The following is a 24,555-nucleotide window of genomic DNA, read 5'->3' on the forward strand; positions in this document are numbered from 1 at the left end:
AAGCCCTATAAATTTATTTTATACTATGGATATCAGAAATGTTGAAGAGCTTGTCGCTCTCGGAAGGGAAGCGGTATGGAAGGCCTTCAAAGGTGAAGAGATTTTAGTTCCCGAGTTTCTGAAGGAGAAGTATAAGGAAAAGAGGGGAATATTTACAACGCTAAAGCGTTATCCAGATGAAGAGCTGAGAGGTTGTATAGGCGTTCCCCTACCCATTTACCCCCTCTGGTACGGAACAGTATACACCTCGTTGAGCTCAGCCTTTAAGGACCCGCGTTTCAAACCCCTTGAAAAAGAAGAATTTGATAAAACCCTCTGGGAGATTACTCTCCTTTCCGTTCCCGAGGAGTTTAAAGGGAAAAAAGAAAAACTACCCAGGAAGATAGAGATTGGTAAACACGGTTTAATAGTTGAGGCGGGAGGAAGAAGCGGACTTTTGCTTCCACAGGTTGCGGTAGAACACGGGCTTTCTCCCGAGGAGTTTCTTTCACTCACATGCCTGAAAGCAGGTCTTCCAAAAGATTGCTGGAAGAAAGAGGAAGTAAAGGTTTACACATTCACGGGAGAAGTTTTCAAGGAAAAAGAGCCTTTTGGTGAAATTGAAGTTGTTCCTTTAAAGTAATCCCTTTTCCTCCAAGAGTTTATCTATTTCCTCTTCGGGCATAGGTTTTGCAAAGTAAAATCCCTGTCCGTATTTACAGCCTATCCTCTTCAGATATTCATACTCCTCTTTTGTTTCCACACCTTCCGCAAGACTTTCAAGGCCAATCTTGTTCGTAAAGGAGATAATAGCTTCAACCAAAGCCCTATCAAAAACGTTCTTGAGCATATTTTTTATGAAGCTTTTATCTATCTTAACTATGTCCAGCGGAATATCCCTGAGATAGGAAAGAGAGGAATAACCAGTTCCGAAGTCGTCAACTGCTATCCTTCCGCATTTCTTTAGGTTTTCTAGAATCTTCTTAGTCCTATCTATATCCTCTATGAGTAGCCTCTCGGTTATCTCAAGTGTAAGTTTCCCTTTGTATTTCTTGCAGATGTCTATGAGTTTGTTCATAACGTAATCGCTCCTAAAACTCCTGGCACACATATTGAAGGATACAGGTATAGGCCATTTCTTTAAAATTCTTTCAATTTCGCTAAACATAAAACTTATAAACTCTTCCCACATAACTCCCCTTTCTATAAACTCAATAAACTTATCGGGAGTTATAATCTTTTTCCCGTCCCTAATTCTTATAAGTGCTTCAACACCTGCGATTTCCAGCATTTCAAGCTTATAATAGGGCTGAAAGAAGAAGGTAAAAAGATTTTCTTCAACTGCTCTTTTTAAAAGTATTTCAACCTCAATCAGCTGTTCCGCCTTTTTATCCAGCTCCTCGTTAAAGAAGCTTATGGCATCTGCTCCTTCCCTCTTTGCTTCTTTTAAGGCCAAGGAAGCTTTCTCGTATAACTCCTCAAAGCTTTTTCCATCAAAAGGATACAGGCTAACACCCGCGGAAAAGTGAACGCTCAATGTGGTATCACCGGTTGCAAAGGGTTTTAAAAACACCCTTTTTATCTTTTCGAGAATGCTCAAAGTGTTTTCCTTACTTTTTAAAGGATAAGCGAATATGGCAAACTCGTCTCCGCCAACACGGGCTATTATATCCCCCTTTCTCAGGATATTCTTTAATCTATCTGCGATTTCCAGTATTATTCTGTCTCCTGTTTCCCTCCCATATACTCTGTTTATTATTGAAAAGTTTTGAATATCAATAATTATCAATGCGCCTATTCCAGCATTTACACTCAATATTTCCGAAACTTTTCTCTTAAAACCTTCGTAATTCAGCAGATTAGTTAAAACATCTCTGTAGAGTAAGTTTTCTACCTTTTCCGTAAGTTCCCTTTCCGCGGTTATATCCCTTCCTACAACAACCAGAACCTTTTTATTCCCAGGAAGATTTATAGTTATTTTCCGAAATTCAAGGTAAACCTTATCCCCTGATTCTTTTATCGCTGAAAGAATGCCGGCTGTGTAATTTTTCCCTTCTTTTACACTCTCCTCTTTAAATAACTTGTAAAAATTCTCTCCCGTTAATTTCTCCCTTCCGAGTAATTTATGTGCCCCTTCATTTGCATAAAGTATATCTCCATTTTCATTCAGTATAAATACGACATCGGGAGATATGTGAAGAGCCCTTGAAACTATTAATGCGGTTCTAAACTTACTGATACGTTCTAAGGCAAACTCTATATCCTTTTTGAACTCCTCAAGAATTTCCCTTTTATCTTCATCAAAGTAGTAAGGCTCCTCGTAACTTATAACGTAAGCGTACTTAACTCTTTCTTTAACCATTATAGGTATAATGGCCAAGCGATAATCCTCTTTTATTAGTATTCTTCCTTTTTCAAAAGCTTCTTTTATGTCTATATTTATTTTCTCACCGCAGGTTACTATTTCTTTATATCTGTCATTGTAAACGGAAATACCTTTTATATCAAGATTTTTCTTTAAGATTTTGCATGATTCGCGAAACAGCTCTTCCTCCGTTTGAGTTATGGTAATAACTTGGTTTAACTCTCTTAAAAATGTATAAAGTTTTTCAAATAGCTTTCTCTTTGTTATATCAAATACCAGAACAAATCCCGCGTACTTACCTTCGTATAAGATTGTGTCGGAAAATACGAGAGCCCATATCCTTCTTCCGTCTTTTCTTTTGAACTTTAACTCCTTGTAAAGAATGGGAAACCTTTCTCCCCGTAATCTTCTTTCTATAATTGAAGAAACGAGTTCCTTATACTCTTCATCAACAAGCTCTAAGGGATTCATTCTGAGAAGCTCTTCCTCTGAGTACCCCGTTAACTCAGATATAAATGAGTTTACAAATAAAATTCTTTTTCCGTAAATAATTACACCTATGCCCCTTATATTTTTTACAGCCTTCGCTATATCGTGTTCGTGCCAAGCATTAAGAAGTTCATTAAGTTCATTCACAAGGTTCTTTATCTCCCCAATAGCTTCCTCTTCAACCGTTTCTACATCTTCAAAATTTTTTAAAATATTTTTCCATAAACTCTTTTCTTCTTTTTTCGCCATAAATAGGTGGTGAGTTTTTATAGAAAAAGTTTCATAAAGTTCTAATCCTTCTATATTTTCAGGTCTTCCGTAAACTATTCCGTAATCCGCACTGCATTCCTTTAAATTCTTTAAAGTTTCTTCATGATTTGATGTATAGATTATACGAATTCTATCCCTGTCTATCTTTTTAAATTTCAATAGCCCGAAAAGGAGTATCTTCAAATCCGCGAGGGCTACGCTGTAAACCTCCTTCTCCTTTTGTTTCTTTCCGAGGAGAACGATTTCGTCGATTTTTCCTTTTAACCTGCCTACCGGAACATAATCCATTTTATAAAGCTCAAGGGCAACGTCGGGACTAGCATAGTAGAGGTCAAACCTTCCACTTCTTATCTCATCTTTTTCCGTATCAAAGCTTTCGGGAAAGAAAAGCTCAACCTTTTTTCCGATTAAACTTTCAAGCTTCTTGGCAAAGTTTTCCCAGTAGGTTTTGTTTTCCCTGTCATGCGGACATACTCCCACAACTACTTTATCTTTCATCAATCCCCTCTATATCCTTATTCTATATCCCGCTTCCTTCCGGGCAAGTATATACGTATTTTTACGACTAATTTTTCACAGCTTTTAACCTCTCCTCCAGGATTGACTTGAGTCTCCAGTATCTCGGAAGCTCACCGACAAAGATAACATCCTCCTCGGTGTAATCCTCACCTTCGTTCCATACAAGAAGGACCGGAACGGTTCTGTAGCCGAGATAAGTTAAAACGTCCATGTATTCATACATATCAACTTCTTCCCAATCTATGGGAAGCTCTTCCTTCAATTTATGTAAAAGTTTCTTAGCCCTTTCACACCTTGGACAATCTTCTTTTGTAACGAGAACCAGTTTAAGCATATAAAATATGTAAGCCCTTAAGGAAGAGGATTTTATTACCTAGGTCAGGTAGGTGGTGAGCCGGGCGGTATGCTCTAAAAATTACCTTTTGTGGATAAAAACGGAACTGTTCGTTTCAAAAAATGCAAGTTTTTGACGTGCCTAAACTTTTAATTCTCCCAGGACTCTTTCTCTTACCGCCCTTATTACCTCGTAAAACGGAACGTTCTCAAGCCCGAGTTCGGGGACTGTGTAGAGGCCTTTAGGCTTTATTTTGTCTAAAACTTCCTCTAATACCTCAAAGTTTGCTTCCCAGTTATCGCCTACAAGCTCTTGCCATAAATAGACAATCTCCCCTTTGTTGTTGATATGGATATCGATAAGACTTTCCTTTGTATCTACCGGTTTACCTTCCTGTCCACTGTCAAGCTCGTAAACTTCCCCAAAGTAGTGTTCTTTGTAATGCAGAATCATCTCCTATAAATAACTCTATACCTTTCTGACTTCCCTTCAAGAATTTCTTTTGCGTTTTCAAGGGGATAGACCGTATAGATAATGAAACTATCACTCCCGACCACAGCTACCACAAGTTGCCCTTTGTGCCATTTTCCGTAGAGATAGGCCTCTTCTCTATCGCTCAGTATCACGTCGGGGTCTCGCAAGAGTTTTTCAAGGTTTTTCGCTCCCCACTCCCTGTATGGAATCTGCCATGTTTTCCTTTTGGGCAGGATGGGGGACTCCATTTTTCTCTGGTAAAATTCCGTCAAAACCCTCTCATTCCCCAGCAAGTCCCTGTATATCGCTACAACTTTTTGGTATTCCTCTCTCAAGGGATGCTTGACCAGGTGCCCTTCCCTGTATATGCTCCTTGCCCCTATCCCGAGAATTTCGCCGAGTTTTCGGAGCTTTCTGTCCGTCAGAGCCCGCTTGATTTCTCTCCACTCTTCCCTGTCAAGCCCGAATTTCTCAAGAAAGTCCTTCTCCCTGAGATATCTCCCCGTTTCCGTGTCAAGGTCAATCACTTTCTCAAGGTCGTAGCCGAGCTCTTTGAGAGCCTGGAGGTATTTGTGCTGCTTGGCAAGCGGTTCAAGGTTCCACTTCGGTTCTCCCGCTTGTTCTTTTTCTCGCTTGTATATGGGGACGAGAAAACAGAGGCAGTGGGGATGGGGCTTTCTCCTCGGGACTTTTTCTTTCGGCCACACTCCCCTACCGAGACCAAAATCAACATTTGCATACACGTCGCAGATATCTGGTTTCGGATGAGCCCTCGAGAGTCTCCACCTGTAGCCTACGAGATGCCTGTCCCCTTCGGTCGCCCGTATCTGAACCTTGTGGAATGTATTCGCAAGCTCGGTTGCCGTGATACGCTGTATGCGGGAAAGCGTTTCTCTCCTGATGAAGTGCTCAAGGCTTCTTCTGAGGAGTCTCTCGTTTTCCTTTTCAAGGGCTTTCTTGAGCTTCTGAATGAAAATCTTCCTTTCCGTGTATCTTTCTCCTTTCACTCGTGAAAGGCTACGCTCAAGTCTTTTGAGAAGCCTTTCAAGTCTTCTCCTATCCTTGGGGCTTCTGACGTTCAGGGATAGAGCCTGCCTGAGCTCCTCTATCCACTTTTCCCGAAGGGCATTGTCAAACTCCCCGCGGAGCGTGAGATAGCTTTCAATCTCGTATGCGATGGCCATTGCGGAACGACGAGCCCTTGCTCCCAATGCGATGATGTTCGCTATCCCCTGCCTTGTTTCTGCGTCCCACTTCCAGAGCCTTTGGGAGAGATTGAGCCCGTCGGGATAGACCTCGTTCACGACTTCTTCAACGACGCTCTGAAGGTCTTTCCCCGTGAGCTCGGAATACACCTGAACGGTCTGGGCTATTTTTGAGAGGAGAAGTGAAATGAGCTCGGAGGTAAACTCTGTGGGCAGGATAGTTGCGTCCTGTGTTTCCAGAAGTTTCTGGAGGAATTCTTCTGCCTTTTCCTCTTCCTCTTCAAGGAGCTCGTTGAGGATTTCAAGAAATATCTGTCTCAGGAGTTCCCAGTTCACAGCTTGAGCTCATTCTTGAGCTGATTGTCTATGCCTTCAAGTCCTTCAATCTCCGTGTATATCCTCTCCATCACTTCGTCCTCAACCTCGTCCTTGAGAACAAGCTTCGCAATCTTCTTCTGAACTTCCGCGGTGAAGGTTGCGGACTGGATGCCTGCTGTGAGCGAGTCAAGAGCAATCTTGAGTTCCCTTTCTACGTCCCTGAAGGAGAAGTCCTTCCTGTAGTTGATTCTTCCATCAAAGCTTTCCTTCCCGTGCCATCTTGAGACTATGTTTGCAATCTCGTATTCGGTTTTCTCAAGGTTCATGGCAAACATGGAAAGGAGAGTGTTGAGGTTCTGAAACTCAAACTCCAGAGCCACTCCCGACCTCTGGGACTGAGAGCCGAGCGTGAACTCGAGGTTTGCGGTTCTGTATATCTGCTCTATAACGAGGTTCATGTATTCCATATAGACCTCAACGGGAGCTGGCGGGGGAGCTATGAAGTCCGGCCTTCCTCCTCCCTCGGGATTGTATATGAGAGCGTTCTCCGTTCCTATTTCTATGCTTGCGTTCGCGAGGAATTCGGGACTTCTTGAGGGATACGTGAGTATGGGAAACGTGATGTTTCTGAGAATTTCCCGAATCTCGGATATGAGGTTGTAGAGCTCAAAGTTGAGCATCGCTATCGTGTATATGAAGGGCTCGGAAAAGAGCTCTTCGTATAGAAGCTGGTCGGAAGTCCTGAGAACTGCGATAGGGAGAACTCCGAGGGGATTTTCTCTTTCAAGAACAAGCCTCTTTCCCTCATATACCTTAAAACTTTCAAGGGAATACTCTCTCTTTCTCTTCTTCCCTTCCTTGAAGACAATACGAACAAGGTTTCCGTATTCATCGAGCTCGTAGCTCTCAACCTGCCACGGAAGCCGTATCGTGGCATAGGGAAGGAGCTTTTTTTCAATCTCTTCCTGCTTCGTCCTTGCGGTTTCCGAGGGCTTGTCAACGACTATGAAGGCTGTTCCGAATATGAGTGCAAGCTTGAAAGCTCTCCTCATGAAGTCGTCTATGTATGTGCCTTTCCTGTCAGCGTCGTTCACGAAGAGCTCGTATTCGGGCGTGAGCTCCCTTTCGGGGGGAGTTTTGAAAATCTGTGCCGTGTATGTGTCCACTATCTTCTTGACATAGTTCGGATAATAGGCAAGCTTCTTTCTCCTTTCGTATTTCTCCTGAGGTTCTCTCTTGTGCTTGACGAGATAGCTTCCGTCTTCGTATCCCCCGAGCCCCGTGTATGAGTCATACAGAAACTGCCACAGGTCCTGGAGCTTTGCAGGCTCTACTTCTTTTCCGCCGAAAACGAACTTTCCATTTGCGTAAGTCATCGCTTTTTAGATAGGAAAAAAGCTCCAAAACTCAAGAACGGAGTGGTCAAATGAAGAAAATATCGTCGTGGAAAATCGTTTTAATGCACGGCTCTTTGGGTATATTCTGGAGTTCTATATTTGCTTTTTTGACCTGTTTTTCAAGAAGGGGTCTGAGTGCGGAAGGGATATGCAGGGGGACGTATCTCACGTATTGCATGTCCCATCTTGTTGTGTAGCTTCCGTCCGGCCATATTTCTTCCGTTTTCCATTTCACAGAATCTACAAAGTTGTCAGGGGGCTTTTCTGTTATCCTCAGCTCTTCAAGGTCCTGCCCGCAATCGGTGAGAACACTTTCAAGAAAAAGAATGTCGTCAGAAGGAGAAAAAAACAGGAAGGAGAAAATATTCACGCTCGCAGGAGCGATGCCGTCTTCAGTAGGGGCGCTATCATCGAGCGTAAGGAACAACGCTGTTCCATACTCGTGAAAACGAAACAGCTCGCTGACATCAAGCCTATACGGAAAATACTGCACGCGTGCAATGATGCTGTGTGTAGCCTTCCTTGCGGTTCCACTCAAAATTTTCTCTTCACTGTCGGCAACGAGGAATGTTATTTTCGCGATGAAAGGGAACAGGTCAATAACATTTATCCCGACATACGAGCGTATCGCAGGGCTGAGAACTCCCGCGTTGAGAGGAAGACGTCCGAGCTCTGTTCGGATACCGATATTTTCTACATTCTCTAAAAAAAGTTCTTGAACTCTGTGGAAAAGTTCGGTAAAGGATATGAAATCAAGTGTTTTGACGTAAGTGTCTTTCCCGGGGCTGTGATAGTGATATACGTACGATTTCCCGAAAGGGATATCCCTTTCAAAAGGCTCAAACTCTGCCACGTGTCTAATTATCACTCTCTTCATGTTGTTATCCCCAGCTCCTGCAGGTATGCGAGGTATGAGGCGGGAAGAGGCTCAATCCCGAAAAAGAGCGTTCGCACGGGAATAGCACTCTTTCCTCTCCTCTCAACCGATATCAAAACTCCCCGTCTTTCAAAAGAAACTGAGAGCCTTACTCTTGCTTTTCTTTCCTCAAAAAGCACGAGGAGAGGGACGTTTTTCTGCCCGAACCAGAAATTCGTTTCTATGCGGGCAGTGGGGGGATATTCCCGAACGTAGAAAACGCTTTCAATCCCAAAGCTCGCAGTTTCGGGAACGTAGAAAGTCGTTTCAATGCTCAAGCTTGAGGTTGTCATATCAAGCCTCCCTCACGTAGAGAGTTGTCGTTGCGGTATTCCCCGAAATTGAGTGTGAAAATCCCTCAATGAGCCACGTCCTTCCGAGTGCCTGAACCTTTTCCCCGACTTTCACCGCAAGCAGGGGGAGTGTTATTCTCCCCTTCACGGAGTGTTTCTGATACAGACTGCGAATCCTCTCACTTGCCCACCTGATTGATTGTCTGTCAAGGTCCTCGTGAACGATTGTTTTTTCTTCCTTTCTCCCCGGGACGCTCACGGGCTCGGAAGAAACCTCAATCCTTTCGGATACATACGGAATAAGGATTTTCTTCTCCGCGTCCATACTCATGGTGCCCGCCAGTCCGTCGTTTTCTATCCATTGTTTTGTCTCGAGAACTTGAGTTTCCCCCGTCTGCTTGTTTTCAACGGAGATGGTTTCGTATACCGAGACCTTCTTCTCAATTTTCTTCTGAACGTCCCCGTGCAGAAGGTTTCGGTAGTTGAGAGCGTCCCTCCTTGAGAGAAAGCCTCCTTCAACGAGCGAATACTGATAGTCGTATTCAATCGTGATGTTTTTCGTCCGCTTGAGCCTGAACTTTTCGTTCAAGTCTTTTGTTTCCGTTTCCGCGTATGAAGCGCTTTCGGAAACTATATCCCATTTGTAAATGGTTGTGTTGATAATGATGATATCCCAGAAGGGAGTTGTCGTAGAAAGAACCTTTGAGACCACAAGATTGAAAGGTATGGGCACCCAGCCGTATCTCGTGGTTTTCTGCATCCCGTCAGGAAAGTATTCCGTGATAGTCTTTGAGGTTATCCCCCTTTTTCCTTCCCATATTCTCCCCTTCGTCAATATGTCGCGGGCAAGGTAATAAGGTTCTGAGGCATTCCAGTTGACATCCGAGTAAGTCCAGCTCGGGATTTCCCCGTATGTTTCCGTTTCCGTTCTCACGAGCCTTATCTCTCCCGTGCAGAGATTGATGCGATACACGTTTTTAGTCTTTGTATCCGTCGTAGTGTTTTCGGTTTCAATTTCCGCGTATCCGCTCTGGCATTCTTCGTTGTTTTCTTTTTCCGAGAGGGATTCTCTTCTGTTTGCTATCGTTATCGTGCTCGCGTCTCTTTCTTCCTGCGTTATTTCGTAGTCAAATATCGCCCTGTCGGGAATCGTGTATGTTCTCGGAAGTCCCTCAAAGAGGAGATATACGACCTTGTTGACCGCATCAACCGAAACAATCGGGGCAAAATCGCGGAAGTAGTCCGCCATAGCCTGAACGATGTCTCCCTCTATCTCCCGTCCGTAGCAAACAATGGGAGGAGGGCTGTCAACGTAGAGCGTGTATCCGTGCTGTGCAAGGAGGAGAGAAAAGAGAGTCGTTGCGTTTCCGTTTGCTATTACTTTCCTCTTGAGGTCGCTTTTTCTGTATGGCTTGTTCGCTATGTATGTGGGCGGAATGCGGGGAGTCCTGACCGAGACCTCGTATATCCTCGTGTGCGGTCTTTCCGTGATTTTCAGAACTTGACCGCGAATGAGAGGAACTTCAAAGAACTCAATTGAGACCGCATCTCCGAGGCTGAAAGCGTATTCTTTCGTCATCTCAATCCTTGCACGAAAAACGTAGTTTTTCCTTCCCTGGTCTATGCTGATGGAAAGGGCTTTTATCGTGTTTCCGTTTACCTTTACCTCGTAGGCAGGAACTCTCATGCCTCTACCTCAACCTTGCCGTGATAGAGGTTGATTCGCTGTCTGATTGCGGATTCCTTGACGTCCTCAATGAAATGTCTCAGTTCAACCTTCTTGATTTTCCCCGAAACCACGAAGCCGTCGTCGTCAATCGTTATCGTCGTTCCGCTTTCCGCAAGGCTCTTGAGCGTCTGAGCCTCTTCAAAAGTGCAGGCATTGACGCGTATCGTGTATTTCCTCCAGACGGGCAGAAAAACGACAGGCTCTCCCGTGATTGTTCTTCTCGTATAGACCTCCGCTTTTGTCTTGTCCTCTATCCATGCCTCTTCAAGTATCAACTCTCCGCCGTTCCAAGAAATCCTCATAGCTCCTCCCAGCCAGGCGTGTAGTCTCCTTTCACGGGAACGAAGCGAACGGGGATAACGATTTCTTTTGATTCAAGGTCAAAGATTGCGCTTTCAACTTCCGATGTCTCGGCGACGAGCTTGAGCTCCTTTCTCGCTTCGGTAGATGCGAGCTTCTGAATTTTCTGAAGGGCATCGCTTGTATCCCCTTTCACTTTGATTTCCGTGCTCGTGTTCTTGAGGGCTTCCCTGAGCTTCTGAATGTCGTTCAGGGCTTTCTGCGTGTCCGCCTCGACTTTGATTTTTTCTTCCTTCAGCCCGAGGAGCTCTTTTATCTTTGCGAATATCCCCGAGATGAAATCCACAACTGCCCGAATAGCCCCGAGGATTTTCTCCTTGATGAAGTCAAAAACCGCGGACACTACTTCAGCGAGCTTGAGAAATGCGGAAATGACGACCGCGCGGGCTATGATGCCGAGCCTCGCGAACCAGGCAACGAGCTGGGATACTGCAGAGCTCCAGCTCGCAAATACCTGCGTGATTGAAGCCCCGCCCTTGAAAAGCTCAATCACTCCAAGGGCGAGAACTCTCAGCCTCGCGAAGGCAAAGACTATGAGTCGTATGAGGGAGAGGATTCTTCCGAGGGGGAGAAGCACGAGAGCAATCGTTCCTATGTATCCCACGAGCTTGAGAACGCCCTTGATGAGCGTTTCGTGTTCCTGATAGAACTTCCTCAATGCGGAAATGAGGGGGGAGAAAATCCTTGAGACGTCCGAGATGGCTTCCCTTGCTCCCGCTCCGATAGCCTTCAGGCTTTCATACACTTCCCTTGCCACGATACCGAGCGTCTTGAAGGCTTGAACGACCTGAGGATTGGCAACCTGGGAGAGGCTCTGCCCTGCTTGAATTCCCCCTTCCTTGACCTGAAAAAGGTATTCCTTGAGAGCCTGAAGGTCTTTCTTGACAGCCTCAAAGAGGGGCCTTGACGCTATCTGTGAGAAGTAGTCGTATATCTCCTTTGCGGTCTGGACGATACCGAAGAACGTTCCCTGGACTTTCTCTCCCGCCTGGGCTATCCCCTGCAGGCTTTGCGTGATGTTTTCATACAGCGTCCCCTTAAGTCTCCACTGCTGAACGACTTTTTCGGATATGCCGAGTATCTCGCTCAGCTCGCTTTTTTGTCCGCTCAGGAGTGCCCGTGCCTGCTGGGCTACCTGCTGTATGTCCTCGTCGAGCCTGTATCCGAGTGCATACGCGGTTTCAACGAGAAGCCTTGAGAGTTCAACCGTCTGCTGTATGCTGAGCCCTGCAGAAAGTGCGGATTGGGCTATGTTCGTGAAAACGATATAGAGATGCTCGTATGTTGCTACGCTCTTGAAAGCCTCTTTTCTCAGGGCTTCCTGGACTTCCTTTGCGGTTTCAAGGGCTTTTGCAAAGTCGGAAGGGGCATCTGCGAGGTTCTTGAGCTCACCTTCAATTTTTTGTATTTCTTTTTCTATTTTCTCGAGTTCTCTTCTTGCGTTTCCCCTGAGTTCAAGTTCGAGCTTTTTCTTTTCAAGTTCGGAGAGTCTTTCCTTGAGGACCTCTGCGGACGCTCCTGCGGAATGGAGAATTCCCGCTATCTTGAAAAGGGAAGTTTCAAGCTCGGAGAGCTTCCGAAATCCCCTCGTGAAAGGAGAGGTCGCAGAAATGAGCCTCCAGACGGTCTCGAGATTCTCAATCAGCTCCGAGGCAAAAGTGAGGTCTTCAAGCCATTTTCGGAAGGGAGATTTTCTGAGAGTTCTTGAAGTTCGCTCTATTTCTTTTACTTCATTCTTTATCTCCCTGAGGTCTTTTTTTGCGTCGTCAAACTGAAGGCTCTCCCCCGCCTTCTGTGCGGAGCTTGCTATTGTTTTTATGTCTTTCTTTACCTCTGAGAGGTCAACGTTGAAAGCCCTCTCAAGCCTCTGTTTTATCTCTGAAACAGCTTCGTTGAGTTGCGATATCTGAGCCTTTATCTCAAGTATCAGCTCTTCTCTGAAAGCCATTTTTCAAACTCCCTGAGAGCTTTCTCGTCCCCCCATACCGCAAGCCTGACCGCATATACAAGCTCCTTGAGTTCCCGCTTCTTCCTTTTTTGCATCGCTCCCCAGAAAAGCCGTATTTCTTTGAGCGTGTAGCTCATGGCATCGTGTCCGTTTGCTATGAGTTCCTCTACCGCTTCCGCGAGAGGGATTCCGTGAGAGTCTTGAGTGTCTCGTTCAGTTCCCTGAAAAAATCCTCGTCCTCAAGAATGACCTCAGCACAGGCACGAAGGAGCTTCAAGCCTTCCTTTGCGGGAAGCTCTTCAATCTCTTCCTCTTTTATTCCCGTCATGGAAGCCATCAGGGGGAGAGCCTGCTCAAAATACTTCCCGAGCTTTAGCTCTCCCTTTTCCGCGTCCTGAACGATTGAAAGAACGAGGCCTGAAAACCTCATGAAATCCCGAAACTTCAGAGGCTCAACTCTCACTTTCTTTCCGTTTATCTCAACCACTCTCATTCTTCACCTCATACCGCAACAACGATGTAGTCGGTCGTCGTGAGCTCAAGGTCTGTGAAGTTTGCGGGATTGGGCTGGGGGGACTCTATGATGCGAAGCCATATCTCAACCGCATTTGAAGCTCCTCCGAGAACTTCCGTCCCGAGGCTCAGGGGAGTGTTGTCGGGAGCTGTGTCAAGGTCTGCCTGCGTGAATGCGAGCCTGTATGTGATTTCGCTCCCGATATCGTGCCCGTTTCCGGTGATTAGGTCCCGAAGATACACCTGTATCTCGCTCGGGCTGTCTCCGTTCGGGTCGGGAACCGCTTTGTAGTTTGCGTCCGTTCCCCCGAACCAGAGCCGAAAATCCTGAACTCCCCCTGTTTGAGCGTTCACGGACATGGAAAGAGACGTCAGGGGAGTCGTGAGGTTGGCATCAGCGAAAAAGCCGAAATACGCCATTACCTTACCTCCGCAAGTCTGAGAAGGGGCTTCTCTGTGAAGGTTCCTGAAAAGCTGAGCTTCAGAAAGTCGTCGCTCACGACTTCAAAGTCTCCCGCAGGAGCGAGGGATACGTTCCCCCTGATTTCCAAGACCTGTCCCTTCGGAGGGTCCGCAACGAACCACAGCTCCCCGTCTATTGAGTATTGCCCCCCGACGAGGTATTCCTCAACGCTCCAGTCTCCGTGTTGATACGAAACCGTCAGGCTTGTTCCGTCCGCTATATTTCCTCCCCTGACGATGTATATCAGTCCCGCGTTGTAGTCAATCTCGTAGTCCGTTCCTTCCGCGTATGTATTCGTTCCGTCCGAGACAGATACCGAGCCCATCACGATATTCCTGTTTGAGAGGGGAAACCACATCCCCTGCTTTGCTGTGATTGTATCCTGAACTGCGGTCGTGCTTGCACTTGCGGAAGACGTTCCCGTCATTGTTGCGAGGAAATACATCTTGAGGGCATCTTTCCTGAGCTCGTCAACCTCAATCTCAATGTTGAAGTCCTGAGATATGATGATTTCCGCATCCTTGACTTTCAGCCCCGTTCTCGTTGAGTAGTGCTCCTTTTTCTCGGTCTTGATCGAGAGTTTCCCCGAGGCTATGTTCCCGAAATCAAGATATCCGCTCTCCCCCTGAGGCTTGAGAAGAAACTTCCCTCTTCCAATCGTGTAGGCTTTGAGCTCCATCTTTATACCTCCTCAAAGGATTTCAAGACTTTCAAAACCTTTCCCTTTCTCGTGCCCGCATTCGTGCTTGCGCTTGAAGAAACGGGCACGAATACGTTTTGCGTCTTCGGGCTCGCTTTCACGAGAATTTTGTTCGTGAGCAAATCCTGAACGGCTGTCGGTCCCACAATCTTGACGACATCGCTCAGCTGTGCCATTTTTCACCCCCACGGGACTGCGATTCTTTCAACTCCGTTTCCCACGTTGTCCCAGAGCACGTATGTTTTTCCGTCGGGGAAAACAATCGTGTCGAAGACCGCCCCGAAGTTGTCAGGAAGCTCGTATATGCTCGGAAGCTCGGAGAGGATTTTGTATGAGGAAGAAGCAAGGGCGTTAGTGATGAGAAACCTCGCAGCCTCCACGAAATCGGATTTCTTCGGTTCTCTTCCGAGGGGCTTGACGTATGTGATTGAAAGCCAGTTGTAGAGCAAGCCGTCAAAACCTTTTACCTGAGCACAATATATACCGCTATCATACGCAAGCCCCCAGCCCTTGTTGTCATATACGGAGATATCAAGCTCCGCAACTCCGCTCGCCTTTGAGAAAGTCCCGTCCGTATAGGAGTAAAAGAGAACTATCCTTTCGTCCGCGTATATCTCAAGCCTTCCTCCGTTCGCGAGGTCTATTTTCGGGCAGTATGTTGAGCTAAGGAAGTATGAGTTCGTGAAGGAGAAGGTTGAAGGGTCAAAAGCGTGTGCGGAGCCGACCTTCAGGTATCCGCTCGAAAATGTTGAGGAGTCAAGGACGAGGAGCTTCTTCCTCGTTGTGTCCTGCGTGTGGGGAGAGGAGAGGACAGCCTGGCTCGTGCTCTTTCCCTCAAGCGTCCAGCCAGAAGGAGAGTAGTCGGTCTTTATCTGTGTGTTTGTCTTGTCGCAGGAGTTTGAGAGGTTGTTTACGTTTGTTTCTCCCGCCAGAATCGCAACAATGTCGTTGAGAACGTCCGCCTCACTTGCTCCCGCAACGTAGAAGTAGCTTGCATACATCAGAATACCTCCAGAATTCTCAGTGAAGCTCCGCTGTCGGACACGACGTATATCCTTGCCCCTTCCCTGAGCTCAAGGAAAAGTCCGCTCCCCGCTTCTATGGGATAGCCCGTGTCAACGGAGACGGAAGCCCCGCCGACAAAAACCTTCCCGCTCCCGTCGTTGTAGAGTATCACTCCCTTTCCCGACAGGGATATCTCAACGGGAGTCGTTGAAACCGAAATCTTCCTCGCATCAAGAAATCCTTTGACCTTCATCTTCCTTCCCTCACTCTGAGCTTGATATACGCATACAGAAAAGCGTCCGAAACGCCAAACTCAACCGAAATCTCAACTGCGGGAACGCTCCTGTAGAGCTCCTCCACCTTGTCATACACAAGAGCCTCAAACTCGTTCAGAACCTCGTCCGTTATCCCTTTGTTTCTTTTTGCGAAAAGCACCTGATACGTCGTTGTTCTCTTTTTCGGATACTCAACTTCCGAGCCAAGAAGGTACAGGGAAACGAATGAGTCCTTATCGTGGGGAACGTGCTCTATATGTCTTATATAAGGTATATAGGTAGCCTCGGGGAAAAGTCCCCTGACCTTTTGTGCAATTTCCGCAAACATTCACGCCCTCCCGAGGCTAACAGAGAGCACTCCCCCGAGCGTCTGGAGGTTGAGTTTTCTTTCCATTTCCTGCCTGAGTTCCCTGTATGCCTTTGCCTTCTCAAGGTATATGCCTTCCTCTCCCTGGGAGAGCCTGAGGTAAGCCCTTTCAAGGGCAACGATTTTCGCAAGCTCTTTGAGGTATTCGGGAATGGTTTCAAAGGTGTAGCCCTTGACGAGCTCGGAAACATACGTATTTGCAAAGCTCACGTCGTCCTGTGAGATTGCGACGTTTTCGCTGATGTCCGAAAGCGTGATGAACTCAGTCATTCAGAACCTCCCCGAAAGCCCTCAGGAATTCCCTCGCCACTTCCTTTTTCCTCCTTTCCATGTCCGCAAACATGAAAGGATAGGGCTTTGAGCCCGGGTGATTGACTCTCTTTGCGAAGATTTCCTTTCCGTCCTTGATAAACCTCAGGGCTCTCTTTCTCCTCGGAAGTATGACGTGAGGTCTCGTTCCGAACTCAACGAAGGGAGCATATTCCGCTCCTGCTACAACCTTGTTGTCAAAGGCAACGACAGAGGAGCGGAGAAACCCGCTCCTTCTCTTGAAAGCCCTTCCCTCGTCTATCCAGTCAAGAACCATCTCCCTGTATCTGCTTGCCCCTCTTTTGAGACCGAGCTCTACCGCCTCCCTTACCTTTTCCCTTTTCAGGATTTTCGGAAGCTTTCTTATTGTGATTTCTACTTTCATTCTTCCTTCTCCAGTAGTTGAAGCCCGTCAAGCCCATAGCTCAGCCTCATCAGTTTGTAATGAGCGCAACCACTCTGATTGCCTTGTCGTCCCATACCTTTTGCCAGTTTGCGGGATTTGCGAGCTCCGTATCGGGAGGATTGAGTGTCGTTGAGTTCCACTTGACTCCCTTGAGATGCGGGACATAGTGAGCCTGAGATACGAGGTAGTTTTGCTGTGCGAGTATGTCCTTGTCCTGCTCGGTCATCACTTCCCTCTGGAATGCAAAATACATTGCCCCTGGCTGACAGAAATAGGTGTAATACCTGTATCTTGTTTCGGTATTTCCTGAACCGTCGTCAAGCGTGTATGCCTCAACGGTCGTTGCGTCCGAAACGATTATCCTTCTTCCGAGGATTGTCCCGAACTCTCCCTGTCTTATGAGCTGGTCCGTGGTCTGAGAATTGGGGAACTGAACGAGGTTTGCCTTCAGAAGGTCGGTATATACCTTGGAGTGCATTACAACAACTTCGACGTTGTCAGCGTTGTCTCCGAGGAGCTGGAGAGTATCAATGATTTTGTTGAGGTCTATCGTTATGTCTGGCTGTCCGTATTCTTGTTGAGAGACGTCGTTCTTGTGAGTATTCGGAAGCGCTCCCTTTAGAACCGAAAGGAGAGACTTGTCATAGACCTTTGCCCAGAACCTTCCGAGTCTTTCGCCGATGATTTGATTGATATCCTTTCCTGAAGCGATTTCCGCTATCGTCGTGTATGCCCATGCCTTTCCTCTCCTGCAAACGACGCCGACGTCCTCGCCTGCCGTGAAGCCCGCGGGAGTGAGAGCCGTCCCTTCCTGCAGAACTTCCGCATCTCCCGTAAAGTCGGGGATGAAGGGAATCCTTATGGTATCGCCTCCCTTTGTGAGGTCAATCCTTCCGTAGTCGGGGACTGCTACTCCTGACTGAACGAGTGCGGTCTTCTCAACGACCACGGAGACCGCAATTTCGGAAACGACCTCGGGAATAAGAGCCTGAATGTCAGCCCTTGAAACGGTCATCTACACTACCTCCTCAGTTTTTTTGCCAAATACTCAGACTTGAGCTTCTCAAACAGCTCGGGATTGTTCTTTTTCACTTCAAGGAGCTTCTGGGGATTTTTGAGAAGCTCCTCAAAGTCCTGAGGCTCTGCGGTCGTTGTATTCGGAGCCCCCGTCCCGGGAGGAGAAGCCTTCCTGAGATACGGCTTCTTTTCGAGGAGCTCTTCAACCGCTTCCTCTACGGGCTTTCCGTCAACGAGTATTCTGTCCCCGTCAAGGATTGCCCTGTCTTTCAGCATCGTGAAAATGATTTCTGGGTCAACCGCTCCTTTTTGCGTTGCGGTCGTGAGAATTGCATTCTTGAGAACAGTCTCCTCGTAGAGCTTCTTGTATGTTTCCGCCTGCTTTTGAAGTTCCGCAAGCTGTTTCGTGTAGTTTTCCCTTAGCTTGTCTATGTATTCCTGCGTTTTCCCTTCTTTCTCAAGGAGTTTCATCTGAAGGTCGTCAAAGTCTTCAAAGCCGAGACTTCTTGCGTATTCGTCAAGCTTCTGTTGAACGATAGCGTCTATGTCCTGAGGTTGTGTTTGTGCCTGAGGCTCAGGCTCGGTATTCTGGTCGTCGGGAGCGGGAGCATCATCGCCCTCCGCTCCCCCTCCGATAAGCGGGATTATCTTCCCGTTGATTTCCAAGAACTTGAGAGGTATCTCCTTCAGGAAAATGTCCGCTTTTGTCCGCTTTTGTCCTCTCATTTCTGGCAATACCTCCTGTATAGTCTTCTTGCTTTTTCTTCAACCTCCCTGTATCCGTGCTGGGCTGCCCTCACAATTGCAGCCCTCAAAAGGTTGCAGTTGATAGTCCCGTCCTTGTTCCGATAGGGGAAAAGTCTTTTTTCGGGGAGAAGGAAGTAAGAAGCGGGGAGTTTTTTCCTTTCGCTCTGTCTGTGAACCCACTTCAGGTTTGAGACCGCAACATTCCTCGTTTTTGGCTTCACGAGTTTTGTATATAGCGGGGAAAGGGAGAAAAGACTATAACGCAGTGTTCAACTCAGATATCAATTGTGAGTGTTTTGTAAACAAAGCTCGGCTTTCCTTCCGCGGTGAAAAGTGCATACCTCAGGGCGTCCATGAGGTCGTCGTTTTCCTTGACAACCTCGTCAAGGGGCTGGTCGTTTGCGTCCAGCTTCCAGCTGTATGTGTTTAGTTCATCTATCGTTTTTTTGAGGCTTGAGAATATCTTGAGCCTCTTTTGCTTGAAAAGTCCCTGAACGAATGAGATTCCAGCAAGGACGTCTTTCTTTGCGGGGCGAATGTCAAGCCCCCACTTCCTGAGAGTCTCAAGCCCCTGTTTCATTTCGGGGTCCGCATACGTGGGAATGTTCTCTTCCTTGAGTATCCTGAAAAGGTCGTCAAGCGTGAGCTCGCTCTTTTTCAGCTCCCTGTATGCATACCAGATGCCTTCGGGGGACTTTGCGAGCCATATGACCGCGGTCGGGTGATTGTATCCAAAGTCAAGCCCCCGTATTTTGAGCCAGTTTTTCGGGATTTCAAAGGGCTCAACCACTTCGTATTCGGGATAGACGAGCCCGTATGGCTTCGTAAAAACTCCTTCGTAGAACATTCTGAAGCGCCATTCTGGCATCTCCCTTCTTGCCTTTTCTATTTCCTCCCTCGGATAGTGGCGATTTTCCGCTGTCCTTGCCGTGATGAGGTCAATGTCCTCGTGCCCCTTCAGGGCTTCGTCGTAGAGTTCTTTCAGCCAGTTCCAGCGATAGGGAGTTGTAGTGATGAGGAGCTGTCCGTTTTTGAACCTCAGCCTTCTGAAGGCTGTCTCAAAGACGACTTTCTTGTCAACCTGCCCCGCTTCGTCAAAGACCGCCCCGCTTGCGTGAACGCCCTCCATTCTGTCCGGATTGTCCGCGGGGATTCCGTATAGCCTTGAGCCGTTAAAGAGCGTGAGTATCATGTCCTGTTCGTTTTTCTCAAATGGTATCTCCCATTCTTTGAGGACTTTTTTGACCTCTTTCCAGAGCGTTCTTTTCATGAGCTTGAGCGATGGGGAAATGAGAAGGTATTCCCCCGCATTCTGAAGGGCTTTTATGACTATCCACCTTGCCCCGAGCCAGGTCTTGCCCGTCCCCGTTCCGCCGATGAAGAGAATGATTCGTTTCTTAGACTGGAGAACCTTTTTCTGGTAGGGGAGGGGCTCAAACCGTATTTTCTTTATCATTTGTCTCTATCACTACCCTGATAGCCTCAATCGTGTCCTCGTTCTTTTCCGTGTCAAGGAGTTTCTTGTAGAGGTCAAGTAGCCTGTCCTTTCTCTTTTCTTCCATGTCCGTGTATATCTTGAGGAGCTTTACGAGAACGTCCGCAGCCATGGGCTTGGAGTAGTCAAGCATTCCGAGGGCTTCGTCAAGGAGTTCAAGGACTTTCCTCTTTCTCTCCTCTATCTCCTTTCTCTCAAGGTTTTCACGAAAAACAAGCTCCTTGAGATGCTCCCTTGACCTTCTTTTGACCTTCTTGACAAACTCCTCGTCCGAGAGCCAGCGTCTGATTGTCCGCTCGGATACTCCTATCTGCTCTGCCACTTCCTTCTGCGACTTTCCCTGTGCGAGAAGTTCAATAGCGAGCTCTTTCTTCATTGCTTGTCCGCCTTTTTGTCAAGTTTTTCCTCAAGCCTTTTGAAGCCCTCGTGTATTTCCCGACGTATTTCTTTGAGTTCGTCCTTTATCTCTCGGATGTCCCTGTCGTGGTCGTCTTTGAGAACGTATTCTTTCGGGAGGTTTTCTTTCAGGCTCGTGAGGTCTTTTTCAAGGGACTTGATGCGTGCAAGGAGTGAGTTGAACCACGAGCGGACGATTGCCCCGAGAACGAGGGACACAAGCGATATGCCGATAGATATTGCCATTCTTTCTTCCATCTCCTTCCCCTCAATGCCTGTTTTGAACGCCCTTCATTTTCTCAAAAGTCCTCAGCCCAGCCATCCCCAGCATCGCAAGGACAAGGTTAAAGAGTATTCCGATGTCAAGCTCCGGGAGAGGAAAATCAACTCCGAAGGTTTTGAAAAAGCTATGAAGAAAAGGAGCTACGACGAAGTGATATGAAAGCGCTATCCCGCCCGTCCAGCCCAGGAAAGGCCTCCAGCCGGCTATGAACCAGTTCCCGCTCTTCGCTTCCGCTATGTTGGTTTCATGAACCTTCTCAAGTAGTCTCGTTTCAAGCTCTTTTTCCTTGAGCTCAAGCTCATACCTTTTGAGCTGATACTCAAGCCTTTCCTCCTCGGTCGTGATGAACTCGTCCGCTATGTCCTTGACAGCTTCTACTATTCCCTTTCCGCTTTTCCCTATTAGCCAGCTGAGAATGCCCATGCCATAGCCTCCAGAGTCCTGTTTATCCAGCCCCTCAAATACAGCCCGTATTTTCTCGGATTCTTGTTCGCAAGTGCTGTATAGAAGGCTATCCTTGCAAGTGTGAAGTCCCGAATGAAGTCCTCAGGATTTGCGGAGTTGAGAGCTTCCAGTGTTCTCGGTCCGAGCACGCCGTCGGTTTTAAGGCCGAGAACCTTTTGAGCGAGCTTCACGGTCTTTTGGACGCCGAGGTTGACCGCGGTCTCAAAAAGGAGAGCTTTGATTTTCTCGTCCTTAACCTTCTCAAAAGGCTTCCAGTAGTTCTTGTAGTAGAATCCCCTCACAAGTTCGAAGGGGGGCTCAAGCCCCTTGTCTATATACTGCCAGCCCTCCCACTCGGGATGGGCTTTCCTGTATATGCCCGCGTAGGTCTCATACTTCTCGGTCGGATTTCTGTGAAGCTTCAGCCCGCCTTCAAGTTCAAGGACTTTTCTGAGCGCTTTTTCAAACACACTCTCAACGTAGAGCTCCAGGGAGAAAGAAACAAGAACGGGGTGGTCAGGTTAGGCTTTTAGTTTTCCTTCTTACTTTCTACTCCTAAGGCCTTTAAAAGGAGGTCCTCTATCCTGTCGAGTCTACGCTCCAGCCTATCCATCCTTCTTTCCATACTTTCAAACTTTTTATCCATATCATCAAGTCTTCTATCCATATCCTGCCTCAAGTCATCAATTCTTTTGTTAACGAGAAACATAAAAATAGACATGAATCCCGCTATTCCGAAAATAATCGTCAATACCTGTCCCCAGTCCATAGGATTAAAATAGCTCTTCTTCCAGAAATTTTCTCAAACTCTTCGTGTCAATGAAATACCTCGTTCTCCCGTTCTCCTCGTATATCCTTGCCTCAATTTTCCCTTTCCATATCCACATCTTGAGCGTGTTCATGTGAACGCCAAGGAGCTTTGAGGCTCTTCTGAGGGAAATACAATACTGCCCTTTTTCCTCAAGTTTTTTTAGCTCCTCAATTGCCTTCAAAACACTTCCTCCCCCTGTATCGTGTGGTTTTTCACGCTAAAGTGTCCGTTCTCGTATAGCTCAACAAAAGCAAAGCCGTGAACCCACTCGTTGTGAGGGGCATAGTCGGGCTTGAGGTCGCAAAGACAGCCCACAATCCACGCTCCCGAAAGCTCATCCCGTATGTCTTTTTTCGTCTCTTCCTGCTTTCTGTGAAAGTGTCCGAGGAGAACGTTTCTAAAGGCTTTCCTGAGATAGGACACGGCTATATTCACGCTCGCATAGGAGCGGTATTCATGCCCGTGTATGATGTCAAGCTCCCCCGCCTGTATCCTTCGCTTGTCCTTGACATATTCAATGCCGAAATCCGAGAGCCTGAGAAAATTCTCCGTCTTCAGCTCCTCAACGTCCCACAGCTCAGGGGCTTTCCGCATCAGGAAACGCTCAAGCCTCTCCTCGTGATTGCCCTCTTTGTATATGATTTTCGCGTCGGGGAAGACTTTACGGATAACATCAAAAGCCTTGAGAACGATGTCCCTTTCCACCTGGAGATTTCTTCTGTCCGGCCTTCTTTCCCAGAAAGAAACCGAGTAGAAGTCCACTATGTCGCCGTTCAGGATAAGTGTGTCTATCTCGTATCTGAGAAGGGCTTTGAGGGCGGTTCTGACCGCTACCTTGTCATGATAGGGAAAGTGAACGTCGTTGATGATGCCTATCCTCCGATATCCCTTCAAAATGTAAGGTTTTCGCTCGTTCTCGTATAAAGGCTCCGGGATTTCCAGAACGTCCGCAACTTCTATGCCGAGCTCAGGCTTCCCCCTTTTCCGCCATTCGTAGACAACCTTCTTCACGTAATCCTTTGTCGTCCCGCAACGCTCTGCGATTTCCCGATAGGACAATCCCTCCCGAAACAGCTCCAATATCTTTAGCTTTTTCACCGCCTCTTCCTCCATCCCTCGTAATAACCTGACCAATACCCAAGATTGAAAGCGAGCGTGAACACGAGAAAAAGAAGTGCAAAGAGCGAAAGCACAGTTCCCATCACAAAACCCTCCGCCCCTCGTCGTATCCTACGTAAAAGCCAAAAGTGAAAGCAATTGTAAACACGAGAAAGAGAACCGCAAAAAAGGAAGCTACAGCTCCAAACTCCATCACAGCCCTCCTTTCAGGAAAGAAATGAGAGGCATCTCACACAAAAGCATTGCGGTTGCGTCCCGGGAATGCTCACTCCCCTTTTCAAGTGCGTTGAGCCAGTCCTCACTCAGCCGAGGGAATACCGCGGGATATATCCGCTTGAATTGAGCTTTCCAGGTATTGTGGTTAATAAGCGAAACCTCAATATCCCTCTCGTATGCTATAGCAAGGATAATCCCAATGGCTAAAGGAGTTTTGTGTTTCCCTTTGAATTCTGGAACATAAACTCTGAAGTCCTCAATAACGACTTTTTCGGGCTTTAGCTCCTCAAACAGCTCCCGAACCTTCTCAAACAGCTCCCTCGTTTCCTTCGCGTATATCGTCCCCGCTTTTATGAGTTTCCCGTTCTCCCCGCAGGCATAGCCGAGCCTGAAGCCAGCGTCAATTGCCAGTATTCTCATCTTCCTCCTCAGCGGATTTGAGGTTTTCCCTCAGGACTTCGTATTCCCACGTCCCGTCCGTGATGATGACCTTCCTCCCGCCGTTGTCCCTAACGACTTTGAAAAGCTTAGCCCCCGCAGATTTGTGAAAAACTTTTTCGCCCGGACGGAATTGTTTCATTCTGAGACCTCCGACCTAATAAAAATCCCCTCCTTCAGCAACTTTTTTACGAGAGGTTCTACACTTTTGTCGAAGAGAAACCACTCGCCGTCAATCATATTGTGTTCTCTTTTAGTTCCTAAAAAGTTCGCCATCAATGTATCGAGCACAAGTCTATACACAAAACTTTCTTCCGCTCTCCCTTTGAGTCGAATAATACTTCCGACTTTAACAGCCACCGCTTCTTTCATTTTTCTCCTCCCTTCAAAAGCTCGTTATCTTCCCTGCCTCCGATATACTTCCTGCTCTCGTCCCTGTCGTAGCCCCGCTTTTTTCTGTCCTCATTGAGGAGTGCCTTCTTGATGTAGAGTTCAGAAAACTCGTAAAGATGCCTGAAGCCTGCGAGTTTTGCGAGCCTGCCGATGTAGTAGAAAAGAGAGGATACCGTTCCCAGGTTCAGGTCAAGGAGCATGTATTGTATCGTTTTCTTGATTTTCTCCTTGTCCTTCACTCGCTTTTCGGAATTGAAACCTTCTTCAAGCTGAATCGCTAAAAACTCCCTGTCCCATCGTTCCCCTTCAAGGAGTGCCCAAACGAGTAAAAAGTGGTAAATGTCAATGACCTCAATCTTTGCGTTCTCCCAGTCCTCTTCCTTCTTTGTCCACCACTTGAAGGAAATAGAATCTAAGAGTTCTGCAAGCTCGGAGAGGATAGCCATAACGAGGTCGGTTTTGTTGACTTTGTCCCGCCAGTCCGAGCCAAGGAGCTTCTCCTGTAACATCTCTTGCACGTCGAAGTGATTTGTAAGGTGTTGAGTTATCGTCATCCCCTTCC

Annotated in this window: 36 protein-coding genes; 1 reads left to right on the top strand and 35 read right to left on the bottom strand. The window is 47.1% G+C overall.

Going from position 1 to position 24,555, the window contains the following annotated elements:
• Nucleotides 1–25 precede the first annotated feature (25 nt).
• Nucleotides 26–622: a TIGR00296 family protein gene (locus ACYQZ0_RS05640; protein WP_459775627.1), complete on the top strand. Its 597-nt coding sequence runs from the start codon at nt 26–28 to the stop codon at nt 620–622.
• Here ACYQZ0_RS05640 and ACYQZ0_RS05645 read toward each other — a convergent pair.
• From ACYQZ0_RS05645 to ACYQZ0_RS05815, 35 genes are all read right to left on the bottom strand, one after another.
• Nucleotides 614–3,601: an EAL domain-containing protein gene (locus ACYQZ0_RS05645; RefSeq protein WP_459775628.1), complete on the bottom strand. Its 2,988-nt coding sequence runs from the start codon at nt 3,599–3,601 to the stop codon at nt 614–616. The two genes, ACYQZ0_RS05640 and ACYQZ0_RS05645, sit on opposite strands and share 9 nt — an antisense overlap.
• A 67-nt stretch (nt 3,602–3,668) precedes the next feature.
• A complete protein-coding gene (locus ACYQZ0_RS05650) occupies nt 3,669–3,956 on the bottom strand; it encodes a glutaredoxin family protein (RefSeq protein WP_459775629.1) in 288 nt (95 codons plus the stop codon).
• Nucleotides 3,957–4,097: 141 nt separating this feature from the next.
• Nucleotides 4,098–4,409: a hypothetical protein gene (locus ACYQZ0_RS05655; RefSeq protein ID WP_459775630.1), complete on the bottom strand. Its 312-nt coding sequence runs from the start codon at nt 4,407–4,409 to the stop codon at nt 4,098–4,100.
• On the bottom strand, nt 4,406–5,971 hold the full coding sequence (locus tag ACYQZ0_RS05660; protein WP_459775631.1) for a hypothetical protein: 1,566 nt from the start codon (nt 5,969–5,971) through the stop codon (nt 4,406–4,408). The genes ACYQZ0_RS05655 and ACYQZ0_RS05660 overlap by 4 nt, the downstream gene beginning before the upstream one ends.
• Nucleotides 5,968–7,329, bottom strand: a complete 1,362-nt coding sequence (locus ACYQZ0_RS05665; RefSeq protein WP_459775632.1) for a phage portal protein — start codon at nt 7,327–7,329, stop codon at nt 5,968–5,970. The genes ACYQZ0_RS05660 and ACYQZ0_RS05665 overlap by 4 nt, the downstream gene beginning before the upstream one ends.
• Before the next feature lie 46 nt (nt 7,330–7,375).
• Nucleotides 7,376–8,227, bottom strand: a complete 852-nt coding sequence (locus ACYQZ0_RS05670; RefSeq protein ID WP_459775633.1) for a hypothetical protein — start codon at nt 8,225–8,227, stop codon at nt 7,376–7,378.
• Nucleotides 8,224–8,559: a hypothetical protein gene (locus tag ACYQZ0_RS05675; protein ID WP_459775634.1), complete on the bottom strand. Its 336-nt coding sequence runs from the start codon at nt 8,557–8,559 to the stop codon at nt 8,224–8,226. The genes ACYQZ0_RS05670 and ACYQZ0_RS05675 overlap by 4 nt, the downstream gene beginning before the upstream one ends.
• A 1-nt stretch (nt 8,560) precedes the next feature.
• Entirely contained in the window at nt 8,561–10,246 is a 1,686-nt protein-coding gene (locus ACYQZ0_RS05680) for a hypothetical protein (RefSeq protein ID WP_459775635.1), read from the bottom strand.
• The gene (locus ACYQZ0_RS05685) at nt 10,243–10,590 is read right to left on the bottom strand and encodes a hypothetical protein (protein WP_459775636.1); all 348 of its coding nucleotides are present in this window, start codon (nt 10,588–10,590) and stop codon (nt 10,243–10,245) included. The genes ACYQZ0_RS05680 and ACYQZ0_RS05685 overlap by 4 nt, the downstream gene beginning before the upstream one ends.
• Nucleotides 10,587–12,596: a phage tail tape measure protein gene (locus ACYQZ0_RS05690; protein WP_459775637.1), complete on the bottom strand. Its 2,010-nt coding sequence runs from the start codon at nt 12,594–12,596 to the stop codon at nt 10,587–10,589. Before ACYQZ0_RS05690 ends, ACYQZ0_RS05685 begins: the two co-directional genes overlap by 4 nt.
• A complete protein-coding gene (locus ACYQZ0_RS05695) occupies nt 12,575–12,733 on the bottom strand; it encodes a hypothetical protein (RefSeq protein WP_459775638.1) in 159 nt (52 codons plus the stop codon). Before ACYQZ0_RS05695 ends, ACYQZ0_RS05690 begins: the two co-directional genes overlap by 22 nt.
• 29 nt (nt 12,734–12,762) lie before the next feature.
• A complete protein-coding gene (locus ACYQZ0_RS05700) occupies nt 12,763–13,089 on the bottom strand; it encodes a hypothetical protein (RefSeq protein WP_459775639.1) in 327 nt (108 codons plus the stop codon).
• A gap of 8 nt (nt 13,090–13,097) precedes the next feature.
• A complete protein-coding gene (locus ACYQZ0_RS05705) occupies nt 13,098–13,529 on the bottom strand; it encodes a hypothetical protein (RefSeq protein ID WP_459775640.1) in 432 nt (143 codons plus the stop codon).
• Nucleotides 13,529–14,251, bottom strand: coding sequence for a phage tail tube protein (locus tag ACYQZ0_RS05710; protein WP_459775641.1), 723 nt, complete (start codon nt 14,249–14,251; stop codon nt 13,529–13,531). Before ACYQZ0_RS05710 ends, ACYQZ0_RS05705 begins: the two co-directional genes overlap by 1 nt.
• A 2-nt stretch (nt 14,252–14,253) precedes the next feature.
• The gene (locus ACYQZ0_RS05715; protein ID WP_459775642.1) at nt 14,254–14,448 is read right to left on the bottom strand and encodes a hypothetical protein; all 195 of its coding nucleotides are present in this window, start codon (nt 14,446–14,448) and stop codon (nt 14,254–14,256) included.
• A gap of 3 nt (nt 14,449–14,451) precedes the next feature.
• Nucleotides 14,452–15,273 carry a hypothetical protein gene (locus ACYQZ0_RS05720; protein WP_459775643.1) on the bottom strand — a complete coding sequence of 274 codons (822 nt, stop codon included), beginning with the start codon at nt 15,271–15,273 and terminating at the stop codon, nt 14,452–14,454.
• The gene (locus tag ACYQZ0_RS05725; RefSeq protein WP_459775644.1) at nt 15,273–15,530 is read right to left on the bottom strand and encodes a hypothetical protein; all 258 of its coding nucleotides are present in this window, start codon (nt 15,528–15,530) and stop codon (nt 15,273–15,275) included. The genes ACYQZ0_RS05720 and ACYQZ0_RS05725 overlap by 1 nt, the downstream gene beginning before the upstream one ends.
• Nucleotides 15,527–15,880, bottom strand: coding sequence for a hypothetical protein (locus tag ACYQZ0_RS05730; RefSeq protein WP_459775645.1), 354 nt, complete (start codon nt 15,878–15,880; stop codon nt 15,527–15,529). The genes ACYQZ0_RS05725 and ACYQZ0_RS05730 overlap by 4 nt, the downstream gene beginning before the upstream one ends.
• Nucleotides 15,881–16,189 (bottom strand): hypothetical protein, encoded by a 309-nt coding sequence (locus tag ACYQZ0_RS05735; RefSeq protein ID WP_459775646.1) that lies wholly within the window; start codon nt 16,187–16,189, stop codon nt 15,881–15,883.
• Entirely contained in the window at nt 16,182–16,613 is a 432-nt protein-coding gene (locus tag ACYQZ0_RS05740; RefSeq protein ID WP_459775647.1) for an HK97 gp10 family phage protein, read from the bottom strand. Before ACYQZ0_RS05740 ends, ACYQZ0_RS05735 begins: the two co-directional genes overlap by 8 nt.
• 49 nt (nt 16,614–16,662) lie before the next feature.
• Nucleotides 16,663–17,649 carry a major capsid protein gene (locus ACYQZ0_RS05745; RefSeq protein ID WP_459775648.1) on the bottom strand — a complete coding sequence of 329 codons (987 nt, stop codon included), beginning with the start codon at nt 17,647–17,649 and terminating at the stop codon, nt 16,663–16,665.
• Between the two features lie 5 nt (nt 17,650–17,654).
• Nucleotides 17,655–18,377 carry a hypothetical protein gene (locus tag ACYQZ0_RS05750; protein WP_459775649.1) on the bottom strand — a complete coding sequence of 241 codons (723 nt, stop codon included), beginning with the start codon at nt 18,375–18,377 and terminating at the stop codon, nt 17,655–17,657.
• Nucleotides 18,374–18,619 carry a hypothetical protein gene (locus tag ACYQZ0_RS05755; protein ID WP_459775650.1) on the bottom strand — a complete coding sequence of 82 codons (246 nt, stop codon included), beginning with the start codon at nt 18,617–18,619 and terminating at the stop codon, nt 18,374–18,376. Before ACYQZ0_RS05755 ends, ACYQZ0_RS05750 begins: the two co-directional genes overlap by 4 nt.
• Nucleotides 18,620–18,672: 53 nt before the next feature.
• The gene (locus ACYQZ0_RS05760) at nt 18,673–19,854 is read right to left on the bottom strand and encodes a phage terminase large subunit (protein ID WP_459775651.1); all 1,182 of its coding nucleotides are present in this window, start codon (nt 19,852–19,854) and stop codon (nt 18,673–18,675) included.
• Nucleotides 19,832–20,269 carry a helix-turn-helix domain-containing protein gene (locus tag ACYQZ0_RS05765; protein ID WP_459775652.1) on the bottom strand — a complete coding sequence of 146 codons (438 nt, stop codon included), beginning with the start codon at nt 20,267–20,269 and terminating at the stop codon, nt 19,832–19,834. Before ACYQZ0_RS05765 ends, ACYQZ0_RS05760 begins: the two co-directional genes overlap by 23 nt.
• Nucleotides 20,266–20,547, bottom strand: coding sequence for a hypothetical protein (locus tag ACYQZ0_RS05770; RefSeq protein ID WP_459775653.1), 282 nt, complete (start codon nt 20,545–20,547; stop codon nt 20,266–20,268). The genes ACYQZ0_RS05765 and ACYQZ0_RS05770 overlap by 4 nt, the downstream gene beginning before the upstream one ends.
• Before the next feature lie 10 nt (nt 20,548–20,557).
• Nucleotides 20,558–20,995 carry a 3TM-type holin gene (locus ACYQZ0_RS05775; RefSeq protein ID WP_459775654.1) on the bottom strand — a complete coding sequence of 146 codons (438 nt, stop codon included), beginning with the start codon at nt 20,993–20,995 and terminating at the stop codon, nt 20,558–20,560.
• Entirely contained in the window at nt 20,974–21,486 is a 513-nt protein-coding gene (locus ACYQZ0_RS05780) for a glycoside hydrolase family 108 protein (protein ID WP_459775655.1), read from the bottom strand. Before ACYQZ0_RS05780 ends, ACYQZ0_RS05775 begins: the two co-directional genes overlap by 22 nt.
• A gap of 59 nt (nt 21,487–21,545) precedes the next feature.
• Nucleotides 21,546–21,785, bottom strand: a complete 240-nt coding sequence (locus tag ACYQZ0_RS05785; RefSeq protein ID WP_459775656.1) for a hypothetical protein — start codon at nt 21,783–21,785, stop codon at nt 21,546–21,548.
• A 4-nt stretch (nt 21,786–21,789) separates the two neighbouring features.
• Nucleotides 21,790–22,008 carry a helix-turn-helix domain-containing protein gene (locus tag ACYQZ0_RS05790; RefSeq protein WP_459775657.1) on the bottom strand — a complete coding sequence of 73 codons (219 nt, stop codon included), beginning with the start codon at nt 22,006–22,008 and terminating at the stop codon, nt 21,790–21,792.
• Nucleotides 22,005–22,940 (bottom strand): metallophosphoesterase, encoded by a 936-nt coding sequence (locus ACYQZ0_RS05795; RefSeq protein ID WP_459775658.1) that lies wholly within the window; start codon nt 22,938–22,940, stop codon nt 22,005–22,007. The genes ACYQZ0_RS05790 and ACYQZ0_RS05795 overlap by 4 nt, the downstream gene beginning before the upstream one ends.
• A gap of 198 nt (nt 22,941–23,138) precedes the next feature.
• Nucleotides 23,139–23,582, bottom strand: coding sequence for a RuvC family protein (locus ACYQZ0_RS05800; RefSeq protein ID WP_459775659.1), 444 nt, complete (start codon nt 23,580–23,582; stop codon nt 23,139–23,141).
• Entirely contained in the window at nt 23,563–23,742 is a 180-nt protein-coding gene (locus tag ACYQZ0_RS05805) for a hypothetical protein (protein ID WP_459775660.1), read from the bottom strand. The genes ACYQZ0_RS05800 and ACYQZ0_RS05805 overlap by 20 nt, the downstream gene beginning before the upstream one ends.
• Nucleotides 23,739–23,972 (bottom strand): hypothetical protein, encoded by a 234-nt coding sequence (locus ACYQZ0_RS05810; protein WP_459775661.1) that lies wholly within the window; start codon nt 23,970–23,972, stop codon nt 23,739–23,741. Before ACYQZ0_RS05810 ends, ACYQZ0_RS05805 begins: the two co-directional genes overlap by 4 nt.
• Nucleotides 23,969–24,547 (bottom strand): dUTP diphosphatase, encoded by a 579-nt coding sequence (locus tag ACYQZ0_RS05815; protein ID WP_459775662.1) that lies wholly within the window; start codon nt 24,545–24,547, stop codon nt 23,969–23,971. The genes ACYQZ0_RS05810 and ACYQZ0_RS05815 overlap by 4 nt, the downstream gene beginning before the upstream one ends.
• Between the last annotated feature and the right edge of the window lie 8 nt (nt 24,548–24,555).

The organism is Aquifex pyrophilus (assembly GCF_054656935.1).

Bases quoted from the DNA above. Each gene is read 5' to 3' on its own strand.
- ACYQZ0_RS05795 (WP_459775658.1), bottom strand. From the start codon at position 22,940: ATGGAGGAAGAGGCGGTGAAAAAGCTAAAGATATTGGAGCTGTTTCGG.
- ACYQZ0_RS05690 (WP_459775637.1), bottom strand. From the start codon at position 12,596: ATGGCTTTCAGAGAAGAGCTGATACTTGAGATAAAGGCTCAGATATCG.
- ACYQZ0_RS05655 (WP_459775630.1), bottom strand. From the start codon at position 4,409: ATGATTCTGCATTACAAAGAACACTACTTTGGGGAAGTTTACGAGCTT.
- ACYQZ0_RS05810 (WP_459775661.1), bottom strand. From the start codon at position 23,972: ATGAAAGAAGCGGTGGCTGTTAAAGTCGGAAGTATTATTCGACTCAAA.
- ACYQZ0_RS05800 (WP_459775659.1), bottom strand. From the start codon at position 23,582: ATGAGAATACTGGCAATTGACGCTGGCTTCAGGCTCGGCTATGCCTGC.
- ACYQZ0_RS05710 (WP_459775641.1), bottom strand. From the start codon at position 14,251: ATGGAGCTCAAAGCCTACACGATTGGAAGAGGGAAGTTTCTTCTCAAG.
- ACYQZ0_RS05775 (WP_459775654.1), bottom strand. From the start codon at position 20,995: ATGGGCATTCTCAGCTGGCTAATAGGGAAAAGCGGAAAGGGAATAGTA.
- ACYQZ0_RS05650 (WP_459775629.1), bottom strand. From the start codon at position 3,956: ATGCTTAAACTGGTTCTCGTTACAAAAGAAGATTGTCCAAGGTGTGAA.
- ACYQZ0_RS05730 (WP_459775645.1), bottom strand. From the start codon at position 15,880: ATGTTTGCGGAAATTGCACAAAAGGTCAGGGGACTTTTCCCCGAGGCT.
- ACYQZ0_RS05665 (WP_459775632.1), bottom strand. From the start codon at position 7,329: ATGACTTACGCAAATGGAAAGTTCGTTTTCGGCGGAAAAGAAGTAGAG.
- ACYQZ0_RS05695 (WP_459775638.1), bottom strand. From the start codon at position 12,733: ATGAGCTACACGCTCAAAGAAATACGGCTTTTCTGGGGAGCGATGCAA.
- ACYQZ0_RS05705 (WP_459775640.1), bottom strand. From the start codon at position 13,529: ATGGCGTATTTCGGCTTTTTCGCTGATGCCAACCTCACGACTCCCCTG.
- ACYQZ0_RS05740 (WP_459775647.1), bottom strand. From the start codon at position 16,613: ATGAAAGTAGAAATCACAATAAGAAAGCTTCCGAAAATCCTGAAAAGG.
- ACYQZ0_RS05750 (WP_459775649.1), bottom strand. From the start codon at position 18,377: ATGAGAGGACAAAAGCGGACAAAAGCGGACATTTTCCTGAAGGAGATA.
- ACYQZ0_RS05715 (WP_459775642.1), bottom strand. From the start codon at position 14,448: ATGGCACAGCTGAGCGATGTCGTCAAGATTGTGGGACCGACAGCCGTT.
- ACYQZ0_RS05725 (WP_459775644.1), bottom strand. From the start codon at position 15,530: ATGAAGGTCAAAGGATTTCTTGATGCGAGGAAGATTTCGGTTTCAACG.
- ACYQZ0_RS05700 (WP_459775639.1), bottom strand. From the start codon at position 13,089: ATGAGAGTGGTTGAGATAAACGGAAAGAAAGTGAGAGTTGAGCCTCTG.
- ACYQZ0_RS05670 (WP_459775633.1), bottom strand. From the start codon at position 8,227: ATGAAGAGAGTGATAATTAGACACGTGGCAGAGTTTGAGCCTTTTGAA.
- ACYQZ0_RS05770 (WP_459775653.1), bottom strand. From the start codon at position 20,547: ATGGAAGAAAGAATGGCAATATCTATCGGCATATCGCTTGTGTCCCTC.
- ACYQZ0_RS05675 (WP_459775634.1), bottom strand. From the start codon at position 8,559: ATGACAACCTCAAGCTTGAGCATTGAAACGACTTTCTACGTTCCCGAA.
- ACYQZ0_RS05645 (WP_459775628.1), bottom strand. From the start codon at position 3,601: ATGAAAGATAAAGTAGTTGTGGGAGTATGTCCGCATGACAGGGAAAAC.
- ACYQZ0_RS05735 (WP_459775646.1), bottom strand. From the start codon at position 16,189: ATGACTGAGTTCATCACGCTTTCGGACATCAGCGAAAACGTCGCAATC.
- ACYQZ0_RS05720 (WP_459775643.1), bottom strand. From the start codon at position 15,273: ATGTATGCAAGCTACTTCTACGTTGCGGGAGCAAGTGAGGCGGACGTT.
- ACYQZ0_RS05640 (WP_459775627.1), top strand. From the start codon at position 26: ATGGATATCAGAAATGTTGAAGAGCTTGTCGCTCTCGGAAGGGAAGCG.
- ACYQZ0_RS05680 (WP_459775635.1), bottom strand. From the start codon at position 10,246: ATGAGAGTTCCTGCCTACGAGGTAAAGGTAAACGGAAACACGATAAAA.
- ACYQZ0_RS05805 (WP_459775660.1), bottom strand. From the start codon at position 23,742: ATGAAACAATTCCGTCCGGGCGAAAAAGTTTTTCACAAATCTGCGGGG.
- ACYQZ0_RS05785 (WP_459775656.1), bottom strand. From the start codon at position 21,785: ATGGACTGGGGACAGGTATTGACGATTATTTTCGGAATAGCGGGATTC.
- ACYQZ0_RS05685 (WP_459775636.1), bottom strand. From the start codon at position 10,590: ATGAGGATTTCTTGGAACGGCGGAGAGTTGATACTTGAAGAGGCATGG.
- ACYQZ0_RS05745 (WP_459775648.1), bottom strand. From the start codon at position 17,649: ATGACCGTTTCAAGGGCTGACATTCAGGCTCTTATTCCCGAGGTCGTT.
- ACYQZ0_RS05765 (WP_459775652.1), bottom strand. From the start codon at position 20,269: ATGAAGAAAGAGCTCGCTATTGAACTTCTCGCACAGGGAAAGTCGCAG.
- ACYQZ0_RS05815 (WP_459775662.1), bottom strand. From the start codon at position 24,547: ATGACGATAACTCAACACCTTACAAATCACTTCGACGTGCAAGAGATG.
- ACYQZ0_RS05760 (WP_459775651.1), bottom strand. From the start codon at position 19,854: ATGATAAAGAAAATACGGTTTGAGCCCCTCCCCTACCAGAAAAAGGTT.